At 34.9% G+C, this 19,168-nt stretch carries 20 protein-coding genes; 5 read left to right on the top strand and 15 right to left on the bottom strand.

From position 1 onward, the window contains the following. Positions 1–665: 665 nt before the first annotated feature. Complete coding sequence (locus IGI71_RS02685; RefSeq protein ID WP_194185775.1) at positions 666–1,046, bottom strand: DUF7006 family protein; 381 nt, start codon at positions 1,044–1,046, stop codon at positions 666–668. A gap of 617 nt (positions 1,047–1,663) precedes the next feature. After that, positions 1,664–2,854, bottom strand: a complete 1,191-nt coding sequence (locus tag IGI71_RS02680; protein ID WP_430616170.1) for an IS256-like element ISLgar5 family transposase — start codon at positions 2,852–2,854, stop codon at positions 1,664–1,666. 738 nt (positions 2,855–3,592) lie between these two features. Between IGI71_RS02680 and IGI71_RS02675 the strand changes: the two genes are divergently transcribed. From IGI71_RS02675 to IGI71_RS02655, 5 genes are all read left to right on the top strand, one after another. After that, the gene (locus IGI71_RS02675; protein ID WP_194185776.1) at positions 3,593–5,065 is read left to right on the top strand and encodes a helix-turn-helix domain-containing protein; all 1,473 of its coding nucleotides are present in this window, start codon (positions 3,593–3,595) and stop codon (positions 5,063–5,065) included. A 189-nt stretch (positions 5,066–5,254) separates the two neighbouring features. Next, positions 5,255–6,445, top strand: coding sequence for an IS256-like element ISLgar5 family transposase (locus IGI71_RS02670; RefSeq protein WP_430616169.1), 1,191 nt, complete (start codon positions 5,255–5,257; stop codon positions 6,443–6,445). An 801-nt stretch (positions 6,446–7,246) separates the two neighbouring features. Further along, complete coding sequence (locus IGI71_RS02665; protein WP_081117390.1) at positions 7,247–7,492, top strand: hypothetical protein; 246 nt, start codon at positions 7,247–7,249, stop codon at positions 7,490–7,492. A gap of 123 nt (positions 7,493–7,615) precedes the next feature. Next, positions 7,616–8,017, top strand: a complete 402-nt coding sequence (locus tag IGI71_RS02660) for a VOC family protein (protein WP_081117389.1) — start codon at positions 7,616–7,618, stop codon at positions 8,015–8,017. A 291-nt stretch (positions 8,018–8,308) separates the two neighbouring features. Beyond that, entirely contained in the window at positions 8,309–8,605 is a 297-nt protein-coding gene (locus tag IGI71_RS02655; RefSeq protein WP_081117388.1) for a YciI family protein, read from the top strand. Positions 8,606–10,080: 1,475 nt separating this feature from the next. Here the strand turns inward: IGI71_RS02655 and IGI71_RS02650 are convergent. The 13 genes from IGI71_RS02650 to IGI71_RS02590 form a co-directional block, all read right to left on the bottom strand. After that, entirely contained in the window at positions 10,081–12,384 is a 2,304-nt protein-coding gene (locus tag IGI71_RS02650) for a phage tail tape measure protein (protein ID WP_231472770.1), read from the bottom strand. Positions 12,385–12,393: 9 nt separating this feature from the next. After that, entirely contained in the window at positions 12,394–12,753 is a 360-nt protein-coding gene (locus IGI71_RS02645; RefSeq protein ID WP_003128332.1) for a hypothetical protein, read from the bottom strand. 13 nt (positions 12,754–12,766) lie between these two features. Next, entirely contained in the window at positions 12,767–13,132 is a 366-nt protein-coding gene (locus IGI71_RS02640) for a hypothetical protein (RefSeq protein ID WP_010749671.1), read from the bottom strand. Between the two features lie 125 nt (positions 13,133–13,257). After that, complete coding sequence (locus tag IGI71_RS02635) at positions 13,258–13,887, bottom strand: hypothetical protein (RefSeq protein WP_430616168.1); 630 nt, start codon at positions 13,885–13,887, stop codon at positions 13,258–13,260. Then, positions 13,884–14,168: a hypothetical protein gene (locus tag IGI71_RS02630; protein ID WP_231473448.1), complete on the bottom strand. Its 285-nt coding sequence runs from the start codon at positions 14,166–14,168 to the stop codon at positions 13,884–13,886. Before IGI71_RS02630 ends, IGI71_RS02635 begins: the two co-directional genes overlap by 4 nt. Further along, entirely contained in the window at positions 14,152–14,424 is a 273-nt protein-coding gene (locus tag IGI71_RS02625; protein WP_123866721.1) for a hypothetical protein, read from the bottom strand. The genes IGI71_RS02630 and IGI71_RS02625 overlap by 17 nt, the downstream gene beginning before the upstream one ends. A gap of 22 nt (positions 14,425–14,446) precedes the next feature. Further along, a complete protein-coding gene (locus IGI71_RS02620) occupies positions 14,447–15,046 on the bottom strand; it encodes a hypothetical protein (RefSeq protein ID WP_430616167.1) in 600 nt (199 codons plus the stop codon). Next, positions 15,046–15,504, bottom strand: a complete 459-nt coding sequence (locus tag IGI71_RS02615) for a hypothetical protein (protein WP_142973098.1) — start codon at positions 15,502–15,504, stop codon at positions 15,046–15,048. The genes IGI71_RS02620 and IGI71_RS02615 overlap by 1 nt, the downstream gene beginning before the upstream one ends. A gap of 291 nt (positions 15,505–15,795) precedes the next feature. Then, positions 15,796–15,936, bottom strand: a complete 141-nt coding sequence (locus tag IGI71_RS02610; RefSeq protein ID WP_430616166.1) for a hypothetical protein — start codon at positions 15,934–15,936, stop codon at positions 15,796–15,798. A 12-nt stretch (positions 15,937–15,948) separates the two neighbouring features. Continuing rightward, positions 15,949–16,278 (bottom strand): hypothetical protein, encoded by a 330-nt coding sequence (locus IGI71_RS02605; RefSeq protein ID WP_375352389.1) that lies wholly within the window; start codon positions 16,276–16,278, stop codon positions 15,949–15,951. Between the two features lie 21 nt (positions 16,279–16,299). Further along, a complete protein-coding gene (locus IGI71_RS02600; RefSeq protein WP_375836619.1) occupies positions 16,300–16,605 on the bottom strand; it encodes a hypothetical protein in 306 nt (101 codons plus the stop codon). Positions 16,606–16,827: 222 nt separating this feature from the next. Beyond that, the gene (locus IGI71_RS02595) at positions 16,828–18,261 is read right to left on the bottom strand and encodes a DNA primase family protein (RefSeq protein WP_430616165.1); all 1,434 of its coding nucleotides are present in this window, start codon (positions 18,259–18,261) and stop codon (positions 16,828–16,830) included. Continuing rightward, positions 18,258–19,163, bottom strand: a complete 906-nt coding sequence (locus tag IGI71_RS02590; protein ID WP_430616164.1) for a primase alpha helix C-terminal domain-containing protein — start codon at positions 19,161–19,163, stop codon at positions 18,258–18,260. The genes IGI71_RS02595 and IGI71_RS02590 overlap by 4 nt, the downstream gene beginning before the upstream one ends. Positions 19,164–19,168: the final 5 nt, after the last annotated feature.

Raw genomic sequence — 19,168 nt, 5'->3', positions numbered from 1 at the left:
TGCATATTTTGCTCTTAAAGCATTAAAGACAAAATTGGTAATTTTTTGTTTTAGCAAAATAACCATTATATAAAAAAATCGCTGTTGATTAATCTACTAATTTCGTCCAACGTGCATACTTTGCTAATGATTTAATAGACTAACCTATTATCCTGAAACTCTTTTCAAACGAATCCTGTTTAATAATTTCTAAAATGAAAAAGCCAGAAACACATAAATTTAAGCACTTCTGGTTATCAATATTCAGTTGGCGTTTGAATTTCATTTATGTATTTTACATATTATCAGTCTTCATACCACACATGTTTAATGTAAAGATTTATTTCGAACTACTAATTCATACAATATTAATATTTATTATAGAAAATCAACAGAGTAATATTTCTAGATTCATTTCTATAGTTTTTTTGTTATATTTGCAATTAAAACCTTATTCTGAAAGAAACTACTAAATGATTAATTAATCTTAAGTTAAGAGGATTGATCAAACCAGTAAAACTACAAAATAATTAAGACTAAATACTATGCATACAAATTCTATTTTTGGCTTTCACAATTGATTATAACGAATCAGAAACAATTTTATAATTCATCATTATTTTCCCAATCAGTTGAGAGAATGATTTTTTGTGCGGAATTGCATGAGAATTAGCAAAAAAATATAATTATAATACTGAAAAATACAATGAGTGATCCATAATTTCACTGGGATAATATTCGCATTGTTCTTTCATGTATGTAAGATAATCTTGCTGAGCGCAATCCAGAATGTCTTTTTCAGTTAAGTTTTTAATAAATTCTGATTCTACTGTCTCAACTAAAAATAAAATAATCTGTAGTTGAGCATCTAAACCAAGAACTTTAGCATGAAGTCGAAAAAAGTCTTTTCCTTCGTAACTGTAAATACATTCTTTAATTTCTTGGCAAATTTTATTTATTCTATTAATAATCAGCGGATACTTTTCACGAAATTCCAGATCATTACATTTCTGTTCAAAGTATAAAAAATACGATTCTTCATTAATATAATGAGGTTTGGAAGTCATAACTGTCTCTCCTGTTTCTTACTGTTTTATCTTTTTCTTAGATTACATAGTAATTGAAAAATTTTTAGATTAAAAAATTATGCAGAGCTGGTTGTTTCCTGGATTGTCTTCTTTGTCAGCAAAATTATTTGTAATAAATATTTGTTAAATTAAGAAGTTTATTTTCATAAACTTCTTAATTTATAGCAATTTTTATACTACTAATAAAGTTTATAAATTGTCTAACGGCTTGTCTTTGCACTATTCATAGTAACATGGATATAACAGAAATCGCCATTCCCAATTTATGTATGATATTTTACACAAATTGGATTCAATAATAGTATATAAGAAAGTAATACACCCACACTTCTTAATAAAATAGGCTCTATAATTTGATGACAGATTCAGAGAATAAATTCAAAACCTTATGAACATTATCTAATTTTTCACAACTCTTCATTTTTTATTGACAAAAGTCCCTTAAAAACGTATCACATTAGAAGAATATAGCATAATTTTACACATTATCTTGCATAAGAAATTTATCGAAATAATTAAAATATAATATATGATAGAATTTAACCGGGAGCGTCAATAATTTTGTGTAAATGATTCTTCCCTACTGCAGATTGTTTCTAATTCTCAATCAGTTGGCTTAGCATTTGTTCAAGTTCGCCTTCGGCCTGTTGAAAGCCTTTATGACTGCGACCTAGGAATTTTTGGTTGTAAGTATCAAAAGACGAGACTAAGAAACGTTCCATCGCCTCTTCGTTTTGGAACTGTTCCTTGCGGTGGCTGTATTTCTTGATTTGCTTATTAAAGGATTCAATCAAGTTCGTAGAATAAATACTCTTGCGTATGGTAAAGGGGAAATCATAGAAAGTGAGCAAGTGATCGTTCGAAAGAATCGATTCAACCACTTTTGGATAGCTGGTTTTCCATTTTTCCGCAAAAGCACCACGTGCTTCCAACGCCACCTCTTTAGATGAGGCTTGATACACCATTTTAAAATCATCACAGACTTCCTTACGATCATCGACACGCACTTTGTGACTGATATTACGGGAAACGTGTACACAACAATGTTGAAAACGAGCTTTGGGATAGAACCGACTAATCGCTCCTACCATCCCCTTTAAGCCATCCGTGATGAACAGGAGGACATTTTTCAAACCGCGCTCTTGAAGGTCCAATAAAATTTCCTCCCAAATCGTGATGGATTCAGTCGGTGCAATCGCATAGCTCAATACTTCCTTTGATCCGTCCGGGCGAATGCCAACTGCGATATGAATAGCTTCCTTGGCGACGGTTTTCCGCTTTAACGGAATATACGTTGCGTCCATATAAATAGCAGCATAACGGTCATGAAGCTCCCGCCCTTTAAACGCCGTTACCTCTTCTGTAAATGATTTTGTTATATTGGACATGGTTTGGGGCGTGTAGTGATGCCCATACATTTTCTCAATCAAGTCTGCGATTTCCGACATGGTAATACCTTTTCGGAAGAGGTGAATGACGGTCTCCTCTAACGTGTCATTCGTCCGTCTATAAGCAGGAACAGTCTGTTGCTTGAACTCACCATTGCGGTCGCGCGGAATCTGGAGATGAAGTTCCCCATACTCGGTCTTGACCGTACGGTCATAGGAGCCGTTACGAGAATTACCCGTGTTAAAACCAATGCGATCATACTTTTCGTAATCTAGGAAAGCCGTTAACTCCGTTTTGAGAAGCGTATTGACTGCTTTCTCCAAATGGACACGGAATAATTCATTCAAATCGCCTTTGTTCGCTAGAGTCTTTAGAATTTCTGTAGTAAAATCGTTCATAGGGAAGTCCTCTCTTCTGTGAATGTGTTGTGGTAACTCTATTCTACAGAAGGGACTTCCTTTTTTCTATTTACACAAAATATTTTACACTCTCTTTTGGGGAAGTGGTTACCCCTCTTTTTTACATAAATTATTATATTTTAAAAGAATATAGAACATATAATTACTATATCTAGATGGAAACAACTTTATGGAATGAGTGAATATAGTGCTTGATTAAAATTCTATGCCAACGCAATTGTAAAAATAATATAGAGATTTACTTAACTATGTTACATTTGAAAATATGTATCATCCTATTCGTTTTTATTGCGATATAATCTTAAGAAATATCTTGTTGTATTGGTATTTGTGAAGGAAAAACACTCCATGTAATTTAGCAAATTTACAATGATTTAGAAAATCATTTTATTTATATCCAAATGTGGTAATAATAGATGTAAGAATTTTTTAAGAGGTGATTATTGCATGAAGAAAAAAATATACTCCACGCCCTAAATCAGACTTTGAAAAGCGTTTATTTAAAAGATTTGAAGAACCTAATCGTTTAAAAGCGCTGGAAAAAACTAGATATAAGAGAGCAAGTAAAGGTGGATTTTTATTAATTCAAGTAATTAGTTATTTTAGCTGAATATATTTTTTTTAGATATCGATCAATCTTAAGTAAAAAACAAGAATCCCTATACACAATCATAGGTATTAATAGTAGGTAAGGTTTGTAAGAAAGGAAGTTAATGAGTGATTCCAAATTATTTGCGAAGAGAGTTTCATGTACTTTTTTTTACTATTAATAAAAAGGAAACAAGAACGGAAGAAATTTCTTTTAATTTAAAAATTTCTAAAAGAGCAGTTAGAGAAACTATTAAAACGATAAATGAACACTTTGAAGAACTAATGAAAATCACTGATTTTGTTGTTTCAAGTAGGAATGGGAATATAAAAATTCGAGAAGAATACTGGGATTGTGCCATTTCTTTGGCCTACACATTGAAACTCCTTTTACTGAAAAAAAATATTGCATTTAATTATACGATATTACTTGTAACAAGAGTTTCTTTAACAAAAAAAGAAATTTTAGAGGAGCTCTTCATTTCACCGAGTTATTTAAATAAAATAACAAAAAAACTAAATATTTTCTTTTCTTCTTTCGATTTTTATATACTAAATGAAAATGGTCAGTATAGATTAGCAGGAAATGAATTTAATATCAGGCTCTTCTCTTGTATTTTTTTGCAAGACTCCTTTCAAGATATAGAATGGCCTTTTTCTGATGTTTCTAATGCAAGCATTCCCTCCTTTTTGCCTGATAAATTACTAAACACTACTTATAGCGAATCAAGTACTCAAGGGCAGTTAAAGGATATTTTTTTTGCAGTCTTACAAACACGGATTAATAATAAGCAATACTTGTTTTCACCAAAATCGAAACTTATCCAATCGTTCTTTTCTATCATTTCAGAAAATATAAGTGGTTTATTATTTCGTAAAGACAATAGGTTTTTTTTTCTTGAAAAAGTAGATGAAATTTGCGAAGCCGATTACTTCTATTTTATGTCTCTTTTTTTTATTCCCGACATTATTTCTAAAGAAAGTAAAATAAATTTGGGGCAAATATTTATTGATTCTAAACATCCATTTTGTTTTTTATCAAGAGAAATTTTAGGAGTAAGCACTTCAATATTTCAGAAAAAAATGTCTACGCATGAACAGAACTTATTCATATATTACTTGACACTATTCAATGCACTGTATGCTTTGGTTGGTGAATCTATTATGGATTTTACAAAGCTTTTTATTCCACCATTAACATATCACTCAGATATTAATGATGAATACATAAATGAATTACAGAAAAGCATAGCTCCCTTTAATCTTAGTAAAAGTCACAATTACCTTTTAGTTAGTTTACTTCATGTTTTATTTATTTCAGAATTAAAGACAGAGATAAAAATATATTTACGAATGTCAAAAGATTTTATGGCTGGATTTTTTATTGAAAGAAGACTTAAAGGTTTGTTTAATGAAAACCAAATTATCATAACAGAAGACTATTCTGTAGCTGATATCGTAGTTACAGACACATTAGAAAGAGCAATATGTGATAAGAAAGTATTCTATTTAGATTCTATCAGTAATATGGATAGTTGGAGAAAATTACTTTCGTTAATACAACATTCGTATCTTGATAAACAGATGATGCAAAAAGTGTAGAGGAAGTATTTATGCTTCTATATAATTCACTATGATAATTAGATAGTATTATATTGTGTTTATTTCTTTGTAGATTACGATTTTGGCGGTTAAATGAGAGTGTAAAATATTTTGTGTAAATAGAAAAAAGGAAGTCCCTTCTGTAGAATAGAGTTACCACAACACATTCACAGAAGAGAGGACTTCCCTATGAACGATTTTACTACAGAAATTCTAAAGACTCTAGCGAACAAAGGCGATTTGAATGAATTATTCCGTGTCCATTTGGAGAAAGCAGTCAATACGCTTCTCAAAACGGAGTTAACGGCTTTCCTAGATTACGAAAAGTATGATCGCATTGGTTTTAACACGGGTAATTCTCGTAACGGCTCCTATGACCGTACGGTCAAGACCGAGTATGGGGAACTTCATCTCCAGATTCCGCGCGACCGCAATGGTGAGTTCAAGCAACAGACTGTTCCTGCTTATAGACGGACGAATGACACGTTAGAGGAGACCGTCATTCACCTCTTCCGAAAAGGTATTACCATGTCGGAAATCGCAGACTTGATTGAGAAAATGTATGGGCATCACTACACGCCCCAAACCATGTCCAATATAACAAAATCATTTACAGAAGAGGTAACGGCGTTTAAAGGGCGGGAGCTTCATGACCGTTATGCTGCTATTTATATGGACGCAACGTATATTCCGTTAAAGCGGAAAACCGTCGCCAAGGAAGCTATTCATATCGCAGTTGGCATTCGCCCGGACGGATCAAAGGAAGTATTGAGCTATGCGATTGCACCGACTGAATCCATCACGATTTGGGAGGAAATTTTATTGGACCTTCAAGAGCGCGGTTTGAAAAATGTCCTCCTGTTCATCACGGATGGCTTAAAGGGGATGGTAGGAGCGATTAGTCGGTTCTATCCCAAAGCTCGTTTTCAACATTGTTGTGTACACGTTTCCCGTAATATCAGTCACAAAGTGCGTGTCGATGATCGTAAGGAAGTCTGTGATGATTTTAAAATGGTGTATCAAGCCTCATCTAAAGAGGTGGCGTTGGAAGCACGTGGTGCTTTTGCGGAAAAATGGAAAACCAGCTATCCAAAAGTGGTTGAATCGATTCTTTCGAACGATCACTTGCTCACTTTCTATGATTTCCCCTTGGCCATACGCAAGAGTATTTATTCTACGAACTTGATTGAATCCTTTAATAAGCAAATCAAGAAATACAGCCACCGCAAGGAACAGTTCCAAAACAAAGAGTCGATGGAACGTTTCTTAGTCTCGTCTTTTGATACTTACAACCAAAAATTCCTAGGTCGCAGTCATAAAGGCTTTCAACAGGCCGAAGGCGAACTTGAACAAATGCTAAGCCAACTGATTGAGAATTAGAAACAATCTGCAGTAGGGAAGAATCATTTACACAAAATTATTGACGCTCCCTTTTTAAATAACAGGAATATTTTTTCATTGTTAATCATTATGACAAAAAAATAATCGTTATATATCATAATTAATCATTAAATATTCATAAGTCTTTTATTATGACTTCCAATTACTCAGAAACAAACATGTCAGAAACACCTAAACTGGCTTTATAATTTATGTACTGAAGAATCTGAACTGATTACTCAATCTCTATTAACAAAGAGTCTTAGTATCTATATTTAGATCATGCACACCAAAAAGTAAGCCTTTTTCACCATAGGCTTATATATTGTGCAAACTAAAATCTGAGATAGAATGAACTTTATTCTATCTCAGATTTTTTGTTGTTCTCCCTCATTCAATGATTGATGAAAAGATTAATTCTAACTATAGTACTTATTTCGCTATTTTATTATCACATCTTTGTTTTCTATAATCTAGATCACTTCATATTTATATTTTTATTTGAGGTGATTAACTTGTAGTTATTTACCTCTATCGATGGAAAATATAATTTAGCCATCAATGCTATGACAACAGTAAAAACTATTTTGTACCTATTCTGCTACCATTTATCAGACAAATTCAGAAATTACTCATTTGACTAGACAAAATCAAGTTAATCATCATATTTACATACTTATCCAATGATTAAACAGTTTATTTGAACTTAAATTAAGAGTTATTGACATTGATGTCACCTCACGCACACTCCTGCATGTTATAATTGTCACTATAAAAATTATAGTAGGAGCGTGATTAGCTATGGGTAAAATTGAAAAAAAGGAAGTCGTAGGAAATATTGTCGCATTCACTACTGTTCTTCCCGACCTGATGGATTTTCGCAATTCAAAACTTGCAACTTTTAGCTACTCCATTGATGGAAAATATTATATCTCAGAAAACAGTATTCCTGTTCCAATGAGATATGGTGTGGGCAATACAATGACCATCAAATATAACGTAGAAAAACCTACTGAGATTTTTCCAAGACATTATTTTGTCATTTAATTGCAGCGACGTATTCTGCTCCTTTTTTGGACAACCAATTCAAAATTTTCCGATTCCTACGAAAAAACTGAAAGAAGCGAGTAACTTCTTTGTGATACTATCAATAAAAAGGAGAATTTTTGTATGCTTATCCCAGCTATAAGTTTTCAAGGAAATTGTGAAAATGCAATAAAATTTTATCAAGAGGCGTTAGACGCTCAAATTAAGTCCATCGTTTATGCGAGTGAAGCCCCGATAGATTCAGGTTTAGATCCTGAGATGCCTGATGATTTCGTTATGGACTCAGAAATCATCATCGACGGTCAGAGAATCATGATGACAGACGGCAGACTAAATAGACCAGCAAATGATTTTTTCTCCTTTTGTCTTGTGAAAGAATCCGCTGATGAAGTTACTACTATTTTCAATAGCCTTTCGATAGACGGAAAAGTGATTGATCCTCTTGCGCCAGTGTTCTGGTCCTCGCTCTATGGTATGGTTGAAGATAAATACGGTATCACATGGATGATCATGACCTCGCATTAGCATACTGCCTTTTACTTACTACTCGTTTAGCTATTTTTCGTTTCAACAAATTGGGTGAATAGCTGATCGAACCCTTCTGTACATTATTCAAAATATCGATAACTGGTTTAAAATTCTTTTGGTATAATTTTCTTGTCAGACCCGATATGTAAAAAACATGTCATTGTTGATCATATACTTAAAGAGCAGGGTAATTAACTCAACATCTTTGAATATAAGTGATAACATTCAGTAAAAACTATTGTCTGAAAAGCAAAACAGTCATAAGGTAAAAATGGAGGACTCCCCAACATGAAGAATTTATTTATTTTAGAATTGACCTATCAAAAAGATTTAAGCCAAGTAGAAAAATTTCTTCCCCCACATAATCAATATCTACAAAAAAACTATGATTCAGGTCATTTTATCTGCTCTGGACGTAAAAATCCTAGAACAGGAGGAATCATATTAGCACGTTTGTCCTCCAAAGACGAGGCACAATCTATTATCAAAGAAGATCCATTTTTAATTCATGGTATTGCTACTTATTCTATTATCGAATTTGTTCCTACTAAATTCAGAAGTGACTTTACATTTAATAGTTTGTAATGAGGGCGACTGATCCATATTGGTCACTTTTTATTTCAATCAATTTCACTATTTCTTCTATTAACAAAACAATTAACCCAATTCATTCATCTGAATTACCAGCAAGTGATGAGGAATGTTTTTCCATTTATACACATAAATTAGACAAGCGTTTTTTAATTCGTTTGCGTTTTTGATTAATCACGAAGCTTTTTTGTAAGAAAATTGATAGTAGAATAACGAATAAACAAATTGAATGAAATGACCGTATATGCTGAAGAATTAGTATAATTGTCGAAGTCGTAGTAACCAAAAAATATTGTAATCTTCCTGTGAGCTGCGAAAGATAGTCATGGTGCGGTTTTTCTATGCAGATTTCCACTATGCTCACACTTTTTTACCAATAAAAAACGACAAAAAGGAGCACTCCTAAGAGTGCTCCTTTTTGTCATATTATTTTATGGAAAACAGTAACATACTAATCAAGTCAATGAAGCTTTGAATGTAATGGTGTATCCCTATTACCCCACAGACCCTTCCATTTAACGATTTTCTATCTTAATACGCACAAATGCTGTTATATCAACAAAAAATCTCTAAAAGTTATCTTCTAAAATCCATATATTCACAACTATTTTTACAAATAGATAGTTTTTAGATAGCTTTTTTAGCTGGGGGCAATCAATTGTTCTATAATTTTTTTCTTCTTATCTTCATCAAATTTCCTTGGTAAACAAATGACTTGCTAAGGCGAGCTTGTACATAAAAATATTCATATTACTTGCAGTAATTTAGTTTATGCTATAAATTAGTTAGTGCGTGCAAAACTTTAAGAAGAGTAGTTAGGCGGTGAAAACTTGGGGAAGTGCGCCTAATACTCTTCTTGTTTATTTTATCATTATTTCAACGTAATAGAAATTATTGATTAGAAAATCGTCATAAATTGGTTGAGTTTAATTAATAAAAGGTGTAATGTAGTTACATACCAACCAATTCAATTTTTCATATTACTCTTTTGGTCCACTCTAGGCAGAATAGGGTGGACTTTTTGTTGAAATAAAAACTATGTTCTTGTAGAATAGAATCATAGCCTTGACCGGGGCTATTTCATTTTTTATCTTTTTTCAGGCCCACTCTCCTTGAGGGTGGGTTATTTTTGAGCAAATGGTTTGAAAGATTAGGAAATAGTCAATATAATGAAACCACCTTATAAAAAACTTTTTCATCTAATTGTGCCACTCCTCCCCGGGAGTGGTTATTTTTTTACAGAAAAAATAGCACAGCATATTCTCATACGCCGTGCAGGTGGAACTATGTTCCGTCATCATAATAATCATCATATAATAATTTACTGAATAGGCAAAGTAACACGCTTATTGAACATTGATATTTTCAAACTTAATCATAATCTTCGTCTTGCCAATCACCCTCCTAGTATACGATATTCCGAGCATAACAAAAAAAGACACCCAGCCGATAAGCCAGGTGCCTTGTATTTATCCTCCCACGCCGCCAAGTGCTTGTTTGCTTGCACGGTAAAATTTACGGTTCATTTTATTCAATTCGCTTGGGTTATTTGCATCGACATTCCCAATGTGGATATGTTGTTCCACTTTAGAAGGCTGTACTTTGCCACCAATGCCTTTGCGTTTTTCTTCGTCTGATAACGGAGTAACAGTAGTCTTACCGTTTTTGTTCGTAAGCAATTCTGGTCCAGCTTCACCAACGATCGCTTGGCCATTCAGTACATGACCGCCATCTGCCAAATAAGGCAAAGTGGAAATGCTAAAGCTTTTGCCGCCTACGCCAGGAACCCATTTCGGAATTTTAATGTTATTAAGACCACCCAGAAAAGCATTAATTAATCCAATCATTCCATTAAACGGTGCTTTTGCCATGGCTGCAATTCCATCAAAGATACCACCGAAAATGTTTACAACGCCGTTCCAAGCGCGTTCCCAATCTCCAGTGAAAATTCCAGTTATAAAATCTATAAATCCGGTGAAAATTCTCTTGCCGGCATCGAAAAAGTTTTGGAAATTTTGAATGATTCCTCCAAAAATATTGCTAATGTATCCGCCCATGAAATTAAATACTTCTACCGCTATATCAGAAACACCTTGGAAGAATGCATTCACACCGTTCCTAAACCATTCAACATTGTTATAAGCCCAAACTAGTCCAGCGACTAATGCGGCTATTGCTATTACAGCTACGGCAAACCATCCACCAGATAATCCGAATAATTTGCCTAGCCCACTCCACACAGTGGCCAGATCTTTTACCCCAGCGGTGATCTTAGTAACGGAACTCATAAGCGTTCCTATGACAACCAAAGCTGGTCCGATTACTGCAGCTATACCAGCGAGTGTAATAATCCAGTTCTTAGTACCTTGATCGAGAGAATCCCACCATCCTTTAAAACTCTTCAAAGCATCAATCGCCATTTCAAAGAAAGGCAATAAGCTTATTTGGACGGATTCGCCGACATCTGCTAAAGCAAACTTCGCATTATTCATCGCACGATTAGCAGCGTCAATAGGATCTTCCGTTTCTGCAAATGTATCAGCCACTGCACCGCCACTTTCTTTTGCTACTTTTGCTAAATCATCCAAGGTGAACGTTCCTCGTTTGATTGCATCAACCATTTTATCTGAACCTTTCCCAAATACTTCATTAGCAATTCTCAAAGCTTCTGTTTCGTCTTTTGCATTCAGTATTGAATCGATTGTTCCCTTTAATCCGTCTTGTAACGATAGATTGTCTTTGGCGTAAACAACTGAAGCTTTAGACATCTTGCTTAACATTGTGCTTGAGTCAACCCCAGCTTGCTCAAATTTACCAATTAAGGTCACCCCTTCATCGAAACTCAATCCTAATTGTTTGATTTGAGGTGCACCATCAATCGCCTTCTTCATAAGGTCATCAACTGATTGTCCTGTGTCCTGAGAAGTTTTGGTAGTAACATCTAATACATCGTTTAAATCATCGTAGGATAGTTCATAAGCTTCGATCGATTGTCTAGCATAAATTGCTGCTTGAGAAACATCAGTATTATTGATATCGGCGTATTTCAATAGGTAATCTGTCGAATCTTCCAGCTTCTTATCCATGAACCCGAATTGAGTATTGACTTCACCAATCGCTTCTCCGACTGTTTGTAGTTCTAAGTGAGTGTTTGAGCCAACATTTTCAAATGAGGTAGATAAACGATCAGCAACATCGCCTGTTGCGCCTGTCTTTTGTATAATAGTGTCCATAGCTTCATCAACTTCTGAGAATGCAGCTAAACCAGCAGCCCCAGCAGCCATAATCGGTGCTGTAACGCCAATGGACATCTTCTTGCCGACATTTGAAACCTTTTCGCCAGCTTCTTCAATTTTTTGTAACTTTTTGGCTGTATCAATAGATACATCACCTTGTTCTTTTAGTGCTTCATTTGTTTCATCCAAGGCGGCTTTTAATTTGTTTTGACCCGTTTCAGATTCAAGCATCTTCTTATAAAGTTTTTCAGATTCTGCTGAATACTTGCCGGTTTCTTCAACCGATTTTTCATATTGTTCACGCAAAAGTTGAGTACGCTTTTCAGCAAGCGTCAACTGGGTTTCTAATTTCTTTTTGGTAACTGTCAACTTCTCAGTTGCAGTCGCATTTTTATCCATAGCAGACATCTGATTGTTGAATTCAGTTGCTGCTAAGTTCATTTCACGATTGATCCCCTTGATTGTTTTAGAATAATTGACTTCTCCATTTGTCTTAAAATTCAAGACAACATCGGTTTCTCTTACACTTCCTGCCATATTTTACTCTCATCTCCTTTGCATTTTCTGTCTTCTGATTGCAAGAAATTCGTCTTGCCTATTCTTCATTTCTTGTATTAATTTATCGTATTTCACACCATCTACTTCATCTCTATCTTGAAATTCATTTATTAGGAACTCACAAATTTCCATTCTTTTAGAAAGCAAAGAAAAATAGCTTTTAATATACTCTCGATTAGAACTGTTCTTCTTCTGGATCAGCCTTAAATCTCGCTCGATCGCTTTTAACTTCCGAAGCAATTCTTTAAAATTAGAAATCGTTTCAAAAGATTTTCCTAAGTCAGTTTTTACCGTGTGTTGATACCAAATGTTATCCGCCTTATCCCGCAAAAATTCTAATCTATTCATTTTTATCCCTCGCTCATTCTCTGGTTGTTAGAAAGTTCATAAATTCATCTACTTCTGGACTTCCTATTTTTGTTTTATCATTCTCGACTACCAATCTAAGCAATTCTTTAACTGCGGCAGTATATCTATTGATCATCGTGTTATATGTCTTGACTGAAGCCGATTCTTTGTAAAATTCTTGGCTGCCATTCTTGAAAAGTTCAATAGACCCATTTTTATTGATATCTTCTTCAAGTTCTGACAAAGTAACATTCATAAATGAAACTCGCTCAATCAAACCTTTGACTACTTCAGCGCTACTACTAGGTACTCCGTCCATCAATGTTGTTAGTCTTTCTTTCTCAGCCGCTATTCTTGCTTCTTTTGCTTTCTTTTTCAATGTTTGCCCCCCTCCCGTGTGTGGTCCTGTGTGTTTTTCGGAGTTCCATCCCCGATTCCTAACCGATTTATTTTTTATAAAAATAACGGGGGGATAAATCAATCCCACACCGTTAATCATTTAATTTATTTTTTAATTTCAAATTTATTATTTAGCATGCCATTCAGTCTAATGATTTCATCTAAGTAATCACTCACTGATCGTTTAACATCATGGAAATAAGAACCCAACACTGAGGCGTAGCCCCATCCTCCTTTGTAGTATTCTCGTTGGACATTATCCAATATGTTTTTGTTCTTAATGCCCAACACATCTATAAGTTGTTTCATTGAGCTGTTATGCGATTTGATTAACTGATCATTTAATTGAAACAGTCTAGTAGTTTCTGTTCCCAATAGAGCAGTTACTTCAGCGAATCCTTTGTTGTCAAATAGTTCTTTTGCTTCAGACAATAGCGCTGCTTCTTTTCGGTTTGTTTCATTTTTCAACTGATTGATATAATTCAGATAGATACTATTGGTAATCTCTGCACGCTCTTGGTACGCCTCGGCAATCACCTTCTCAAGATCTTCAATATCCTGATTCGCTTCTTTGTTAGCCTTGAATGTTTCTAGACTATACTTACCTTTTGCTGAAGCTTTCTTGTCTCTCTTTTCAACCAGACTATCTAACTCTTTCTCCAACTCATTGATATTGATATCGATCTCTTTTAATTCTTTTACCTCTGGTGTGGTTACTGTGTACTCTACTGTCATGCTTGATTCGCTCCCTTGATTTTTTCTTTTAGTTTACTTACTACTGTTTTCTTAGGTTCTTTGATCTGTGTTACTCGTTCTTTCTTATATTGAGCCAACAACTCTCTGCGGCGCTCGATGGCAATTTCATTTGTACTGTCTTCCTCGATCAGCTTATTTAATTCAACCAGCGATAGCTTTTTAATAGCATCTGGATTTTCTTCCAGCTCTTGCTTCATTTGTTGTTCTTCAAGGTATTCCTTCCATTCTCTATAGCTAAAGAAATCATCTTCTGTTTTCATTTGCCAACTCCTCTACTTTCTTACGAGTATCAGGATCTAACCCATTCGTGTTCTTTGCTACCAAGGTGAGCATTGCTTTGCGTTTAAACTCAGCGGTACAAATGCCTTTAAGCAAAACCAACTTCTTCTTATCAGCTAACAATCCATCCCGATCCTCATTTAGAGCATTCTCCACTTGCTCAGGACTTAGCCCTGTGACTTCGCACAAATGTTTCTGTTTGATTTTGCGTGTCTTCATAATCTCTACAATAGTCATTTACACTTTCCTTTCTGCTTAATTAGTCAAACCATATATCAATAAACTTCATATACTCGTCTCGAGGTTCCATTTTCTTTAATCGAAGGTACATCTTTAGCTGGCGACCCTGTGTAGAGTCCTGTTTGAATCTTTTCGCTTTGGACCTATCTTGCGTAAAGATATAAGAATCTGGATCCGCACGCTTTCCCTCGATAATTTGATAATCTTTCAAATAAATAGTCCCAACGCCTAGAATGTATTCCTCTAGTTCGTCAGCATCAATTTCGATAAACTCCTTTCTCAATCGGTTGATAATAGCCTGTAATTTCGCCTCTGACTTGCTCCTGATTTTTCGATATTCAAGAACAGATATTCCTCTTCGGTCAGCCAATACCTTATCTGTTATAGGTATATAAGTTCGATAACCGTTATGCATATAACTAAAGTTGGCACCTTGTTCAGTTTCGTAATACTTCTCAGAAAGAATTAAAACATCTTCTTTTGGCAGCTCTTTTAAAGCAGTAAATAGCAAACGAGCATATCCTGCTGTATTCCCCTCTTTTAAATGATTTCTATTTACCACAAAGGCCTTCCATTGAGTGAGTATCCATTTTGGGCGAATGTCATAATCATAAACCACTATCCAAACACCTCCGCCATTAGTGCAATATTCGAAAATAAATCGTCCGTTAATTCAACCTTTTCTTGCGGCACTTCCCATTCATATCTGAACGCCATAGCTGTTTCTATCTCGTATATTTCATCGAGTGCTTTCTGTTTCAAAGATGGGCTTTCAACCCCTTTTAAAAGGCTCTCACGTTCAGTTACAGGCAATTCATCTAAGAAGTGCATAAAATGCTTATGCCTAAACTCCCACCGTTCTATCCGCTTGTCAATGAGCATACACGCTTCAACGTTATCTGCTACTAAATAATCAATCTTGGGAGCTTTTGCATGGATAGCAATTTCATCATAGGCAATTCCTGTGCATAGGCTTTGGCAATAAAGCTCTTGCCTGATTAATCGTTTTTCTTCTTCCAGCTTTCTGATATAAGCCTCTATGTTCAAATAGCGGTTTAAATTGTATTCACTATCCATGCTTCCCTCCTAAAAAACAGTATTCTATTATGTTGCGGCTTTGATCGTTGGTCTAGCTTGGGATTGTCATCATCTAGGACGGCTTTTTCAGCAACCGCAGTATACAGTTTTCAAAGGACAACTAATAATAAAAAACGGACACAAGACGTCTGCCATTTTACTGGTTTTTTTCGTCTCATATCCGTTGGTTCTTCCTAATCAGATATTATTATTAAGTTGTCTTTATTATACCATATTTGAGCGATAAAATCTTTATGAAACGTTGATATATCAGCTTTTAACACACTTTTTTCAATCTAATTTATTTGTTGTTTTCATTTCATATCTGACTACTTGACCATCTTTTACGATCAGGATAATTTCGCCATATTTAGGTAACTCAACGTCCACTGTTTTTGTTTGTTTATCAATATATACTTTATCCATACTCATTGTTCATTCTCCTTATTCTGCAATTTTTAATGATTCTTGCCAGTTATTTAGATCTGCTTGCTCAATATTCGTGATTGTTTGTTCCATACTCTTAAATTGGTTTCTAAACGCTTGAAGACCAATAGTCCGTTCGTCTTCATTAGTAGCAATGAACATGCCGCCTTCGTATCCTCTGACAGAAACAATAGGCACTCCTTTTGCTCGCAGCATTTGAATAACTGCTTTTACGTCTCGTTCGTCCAGATCAATAATAGAGCATATATCCGGTACTTTAATTTTCCTTTCAAACCCTCTCGGAATTAATTCAAGTACCGATTGTTCAATAATCGTAAGTTCTTCCATTACATGCCTCCGTTCATTTTTTTAATTTTCCTCAAACATTGGATAGTCATTTGGATAGAGATTATGACTCTTGAAATCCAAATCATTTCTTGTGGCCAGCTTGATAATATAACCAGTTTTTTTAAACGGTGAGTGTGGGTTAATGCAATGCGCCACTCTCATTCCATCTTTCTTTCCGTGAAAATGCCATTTCGAACAATACGGACACCAAACTGCATATTGTGATCCTGTATCATAAGCGATTAAAATTGGGTATTTTCTTTCGTTTTTATTGGTTTTCAGTGTTTTTACTCCTTCCTTCTTCAGTTGCACTCTCGATTGCAACAACAGTGTACCCTCAATAGAAATTATGTTTCTACGGACACATTGGACACCTGTTCTGAAATGCTTTTATATCAGCGTTTAAATGTAACATTATTAATTTTTTCTCGTTTTTACGCTGGACACCTACTTGGACACCCCTTCAACCTGTCCAACATGGTGTCCAAGTGTTTTTCGTTCAAACTTTATTTGTTGTGTTTAAAAATGCTGATATAGCAACGTTTATAGTTATATGTCCAAACTGGCCAACGCTTCTAAGCTTTCCGTCGGGGTATACTCATTTCTTAAATGTAAATGTCTGTATCTCCATAATCGTGTACCTCTAACACTTTGCTTAACTTTTACAATCCCCATTTTCTCGAGTTGTTTGCTAAACTTAGGTTGTGACAATTCACGTAAACTTTCTTGGTAACAGAATTTTTGATATTCTTCGTAAATTGTTTTAGAAGAATCACCTTCACTGGATTCCATATCAATTCTGCATTTTTCTTCAATGAACCTCATAATATGATTCGATTCTTTCAACCATTTATCTTTCGCTTGATTCATCTTGTCTGATACAGTCAGTTCTTTGCGGTCTAGCGCTTCTTTAAACATCCTTATGCAATAGGTGGCGAATAGTGGAATCTCTTTCTCAATGGCATTTAAGTCGTGCTTAGTTTTAAAGTTTTCGTCTATCACGCAATCAAAAGGAACCACATATAATCTCCTCTCAAAGCCGTGTGTGAAGTCATTGAACGCTGGCAACTCATTGGCTGAAAATATCAACTTCGCAAAATTCACAAACATAAAGTGATCTTTTCCTTTAAACTCAGCAGATAAACGATCCCCACCAGTGAGGGCTTTGAGTAGCCCTGTTGACTTGAGAAACTCGGAATCAACATCCGCAAACAGATTGGCTTCTTTCTGAAATAGGTTGGCACCAGCAAAACGATTCTGTTTGTTCCCTAATTCTTGAAGCGTCATATTGCTGGTATTGTCCTTACCGATGACTTTTGTTAGAAAATCTAAGAAAGTGGATTTACCATTCTCGCCACTCCCTTGCAAAATCGTTATGGTTTGAAAAGGTGCATAACTTCGATAGAAACAGTATCCTATGATTTCCATTAAATGCTGTGCGCTTTTTTCATCACCGGTCAAATCTCGCAGCCATTCGATTGCCTTCTCTGGCTTCAAATTTGATTTCGGATCTACAACATAATCATGACTTTGAAGAATATAGTCTTTAGTATCGTGCGGTTTCAGTTCACCAGTTTTAATGTTGTAAGTTCCATTTTTAAAATTGGCCAGATACGGCTTGCTATTGTTAAAAGGATTTTCTTTCATAGTCGGGTCAAAAATCTTAATCATGATGAACTTTTTTGTTTCGCCTAGTTTTTGCTGGCTCCACTTATTGAAAGATTCCAATTTGTCAGTGATATAACCGTCTAAAAAGTCGCTTAAACTATCAATTCGCCATGATCCTGTTTTTTTATCAAACCTCGCACCGTAGAGCAAACCATTTGTTCGGATCATTGGAATCTCGTTCATAATTTCATAACCTAACTTAGAAGCATTTACTTTAGTGTTTCCTTTTTCATCTGTGTAAATCCAAGAAGGCAGTTTCTTTTCTTCACCAATCTTCTTTTTTTGTAATTCTTGTAACTCAATAATTTCACTCAATTGGCGCCCAACTCCTTCTTTGCTATCGAATAGAATGTTTCCTCCACTTCTTTTTCGGATAGTGGTTCTGAAAAGTATCGATTGGCGATTTTAACTAATTCGAATACTGCCTTTACATCTACCGCTCTTGCTAGTAAACCTCCTGTGATTTGAGCAATTCTATTGTTGCGGTTTCCTTCTTCACATCCGAATACAATGCTTTCGAATAATTCGGTCGTGGTGTTTCGATAACGTGACCCGCCTTTTTTGAATTGGCTTGTGTTTTTGTACAATTTTCTTGAAGTTACGCCTTCTGTGTCTTGTTTGTAGTCTTTCAGCCAACGTTTTGCGGCATCTAAGCCATCAGATATGGGAAATAATTTTTCTCCATCATGGACAATAATTTGTTCTTGCTTAGTATATTGTGTCAACACTGGTAGTAACTGTATTTGCGACCAAGTGAGGTTTGATTGATCCGCAGTGTGAATAATTCCATCCAGTATTTTATTTGAAAAGAAGTAAATCAGTAGCTTGTATTCTTGTTCATTCACTGGTTTATCCAGTGGAATTACTAACCGATAGCGTACGCCTTTTAACCCATGACTAACACTTGGATAAAGAACATAAGCAAATTTGGCTAGTTTTTGTTTGATGACAGCTATCAAATCAATTTCAGATACGGTCACATCATCTAAATCTAAAATTAGGCAATCACGATTGATTAAATTTTCATTTTTTCGTATCAAGGCCTTCATTTCACCAGCTATGAACCCATCAATTACAATCGTTTTTAATTTCTTCTGTTCTTCAGGATTATCAGAAACATTGACTTTAATCGGTGTATATTCTGAAAAAAATTGAATAATACTTTTATCTATTGGCGGTTCCATAATGGATGGCCGCACTTTGCCTATATAAATCATTCGAA

The sequence above is a fragment of the Enterococcus sp. DIV1279b genome, from assembly GCF_050531515.1.
In the GTDB taxonomy this organism is placed as follows: domain Bacteria; phylum Bacillota; class Bacilli; order Lactobacillales; family Enterococcaceae; genus Enterococcus_D; species Enterococcus_D casseliflavus.
This window is presented reverse-complemented; position numbering and strand designations above follow the sequence as displayed.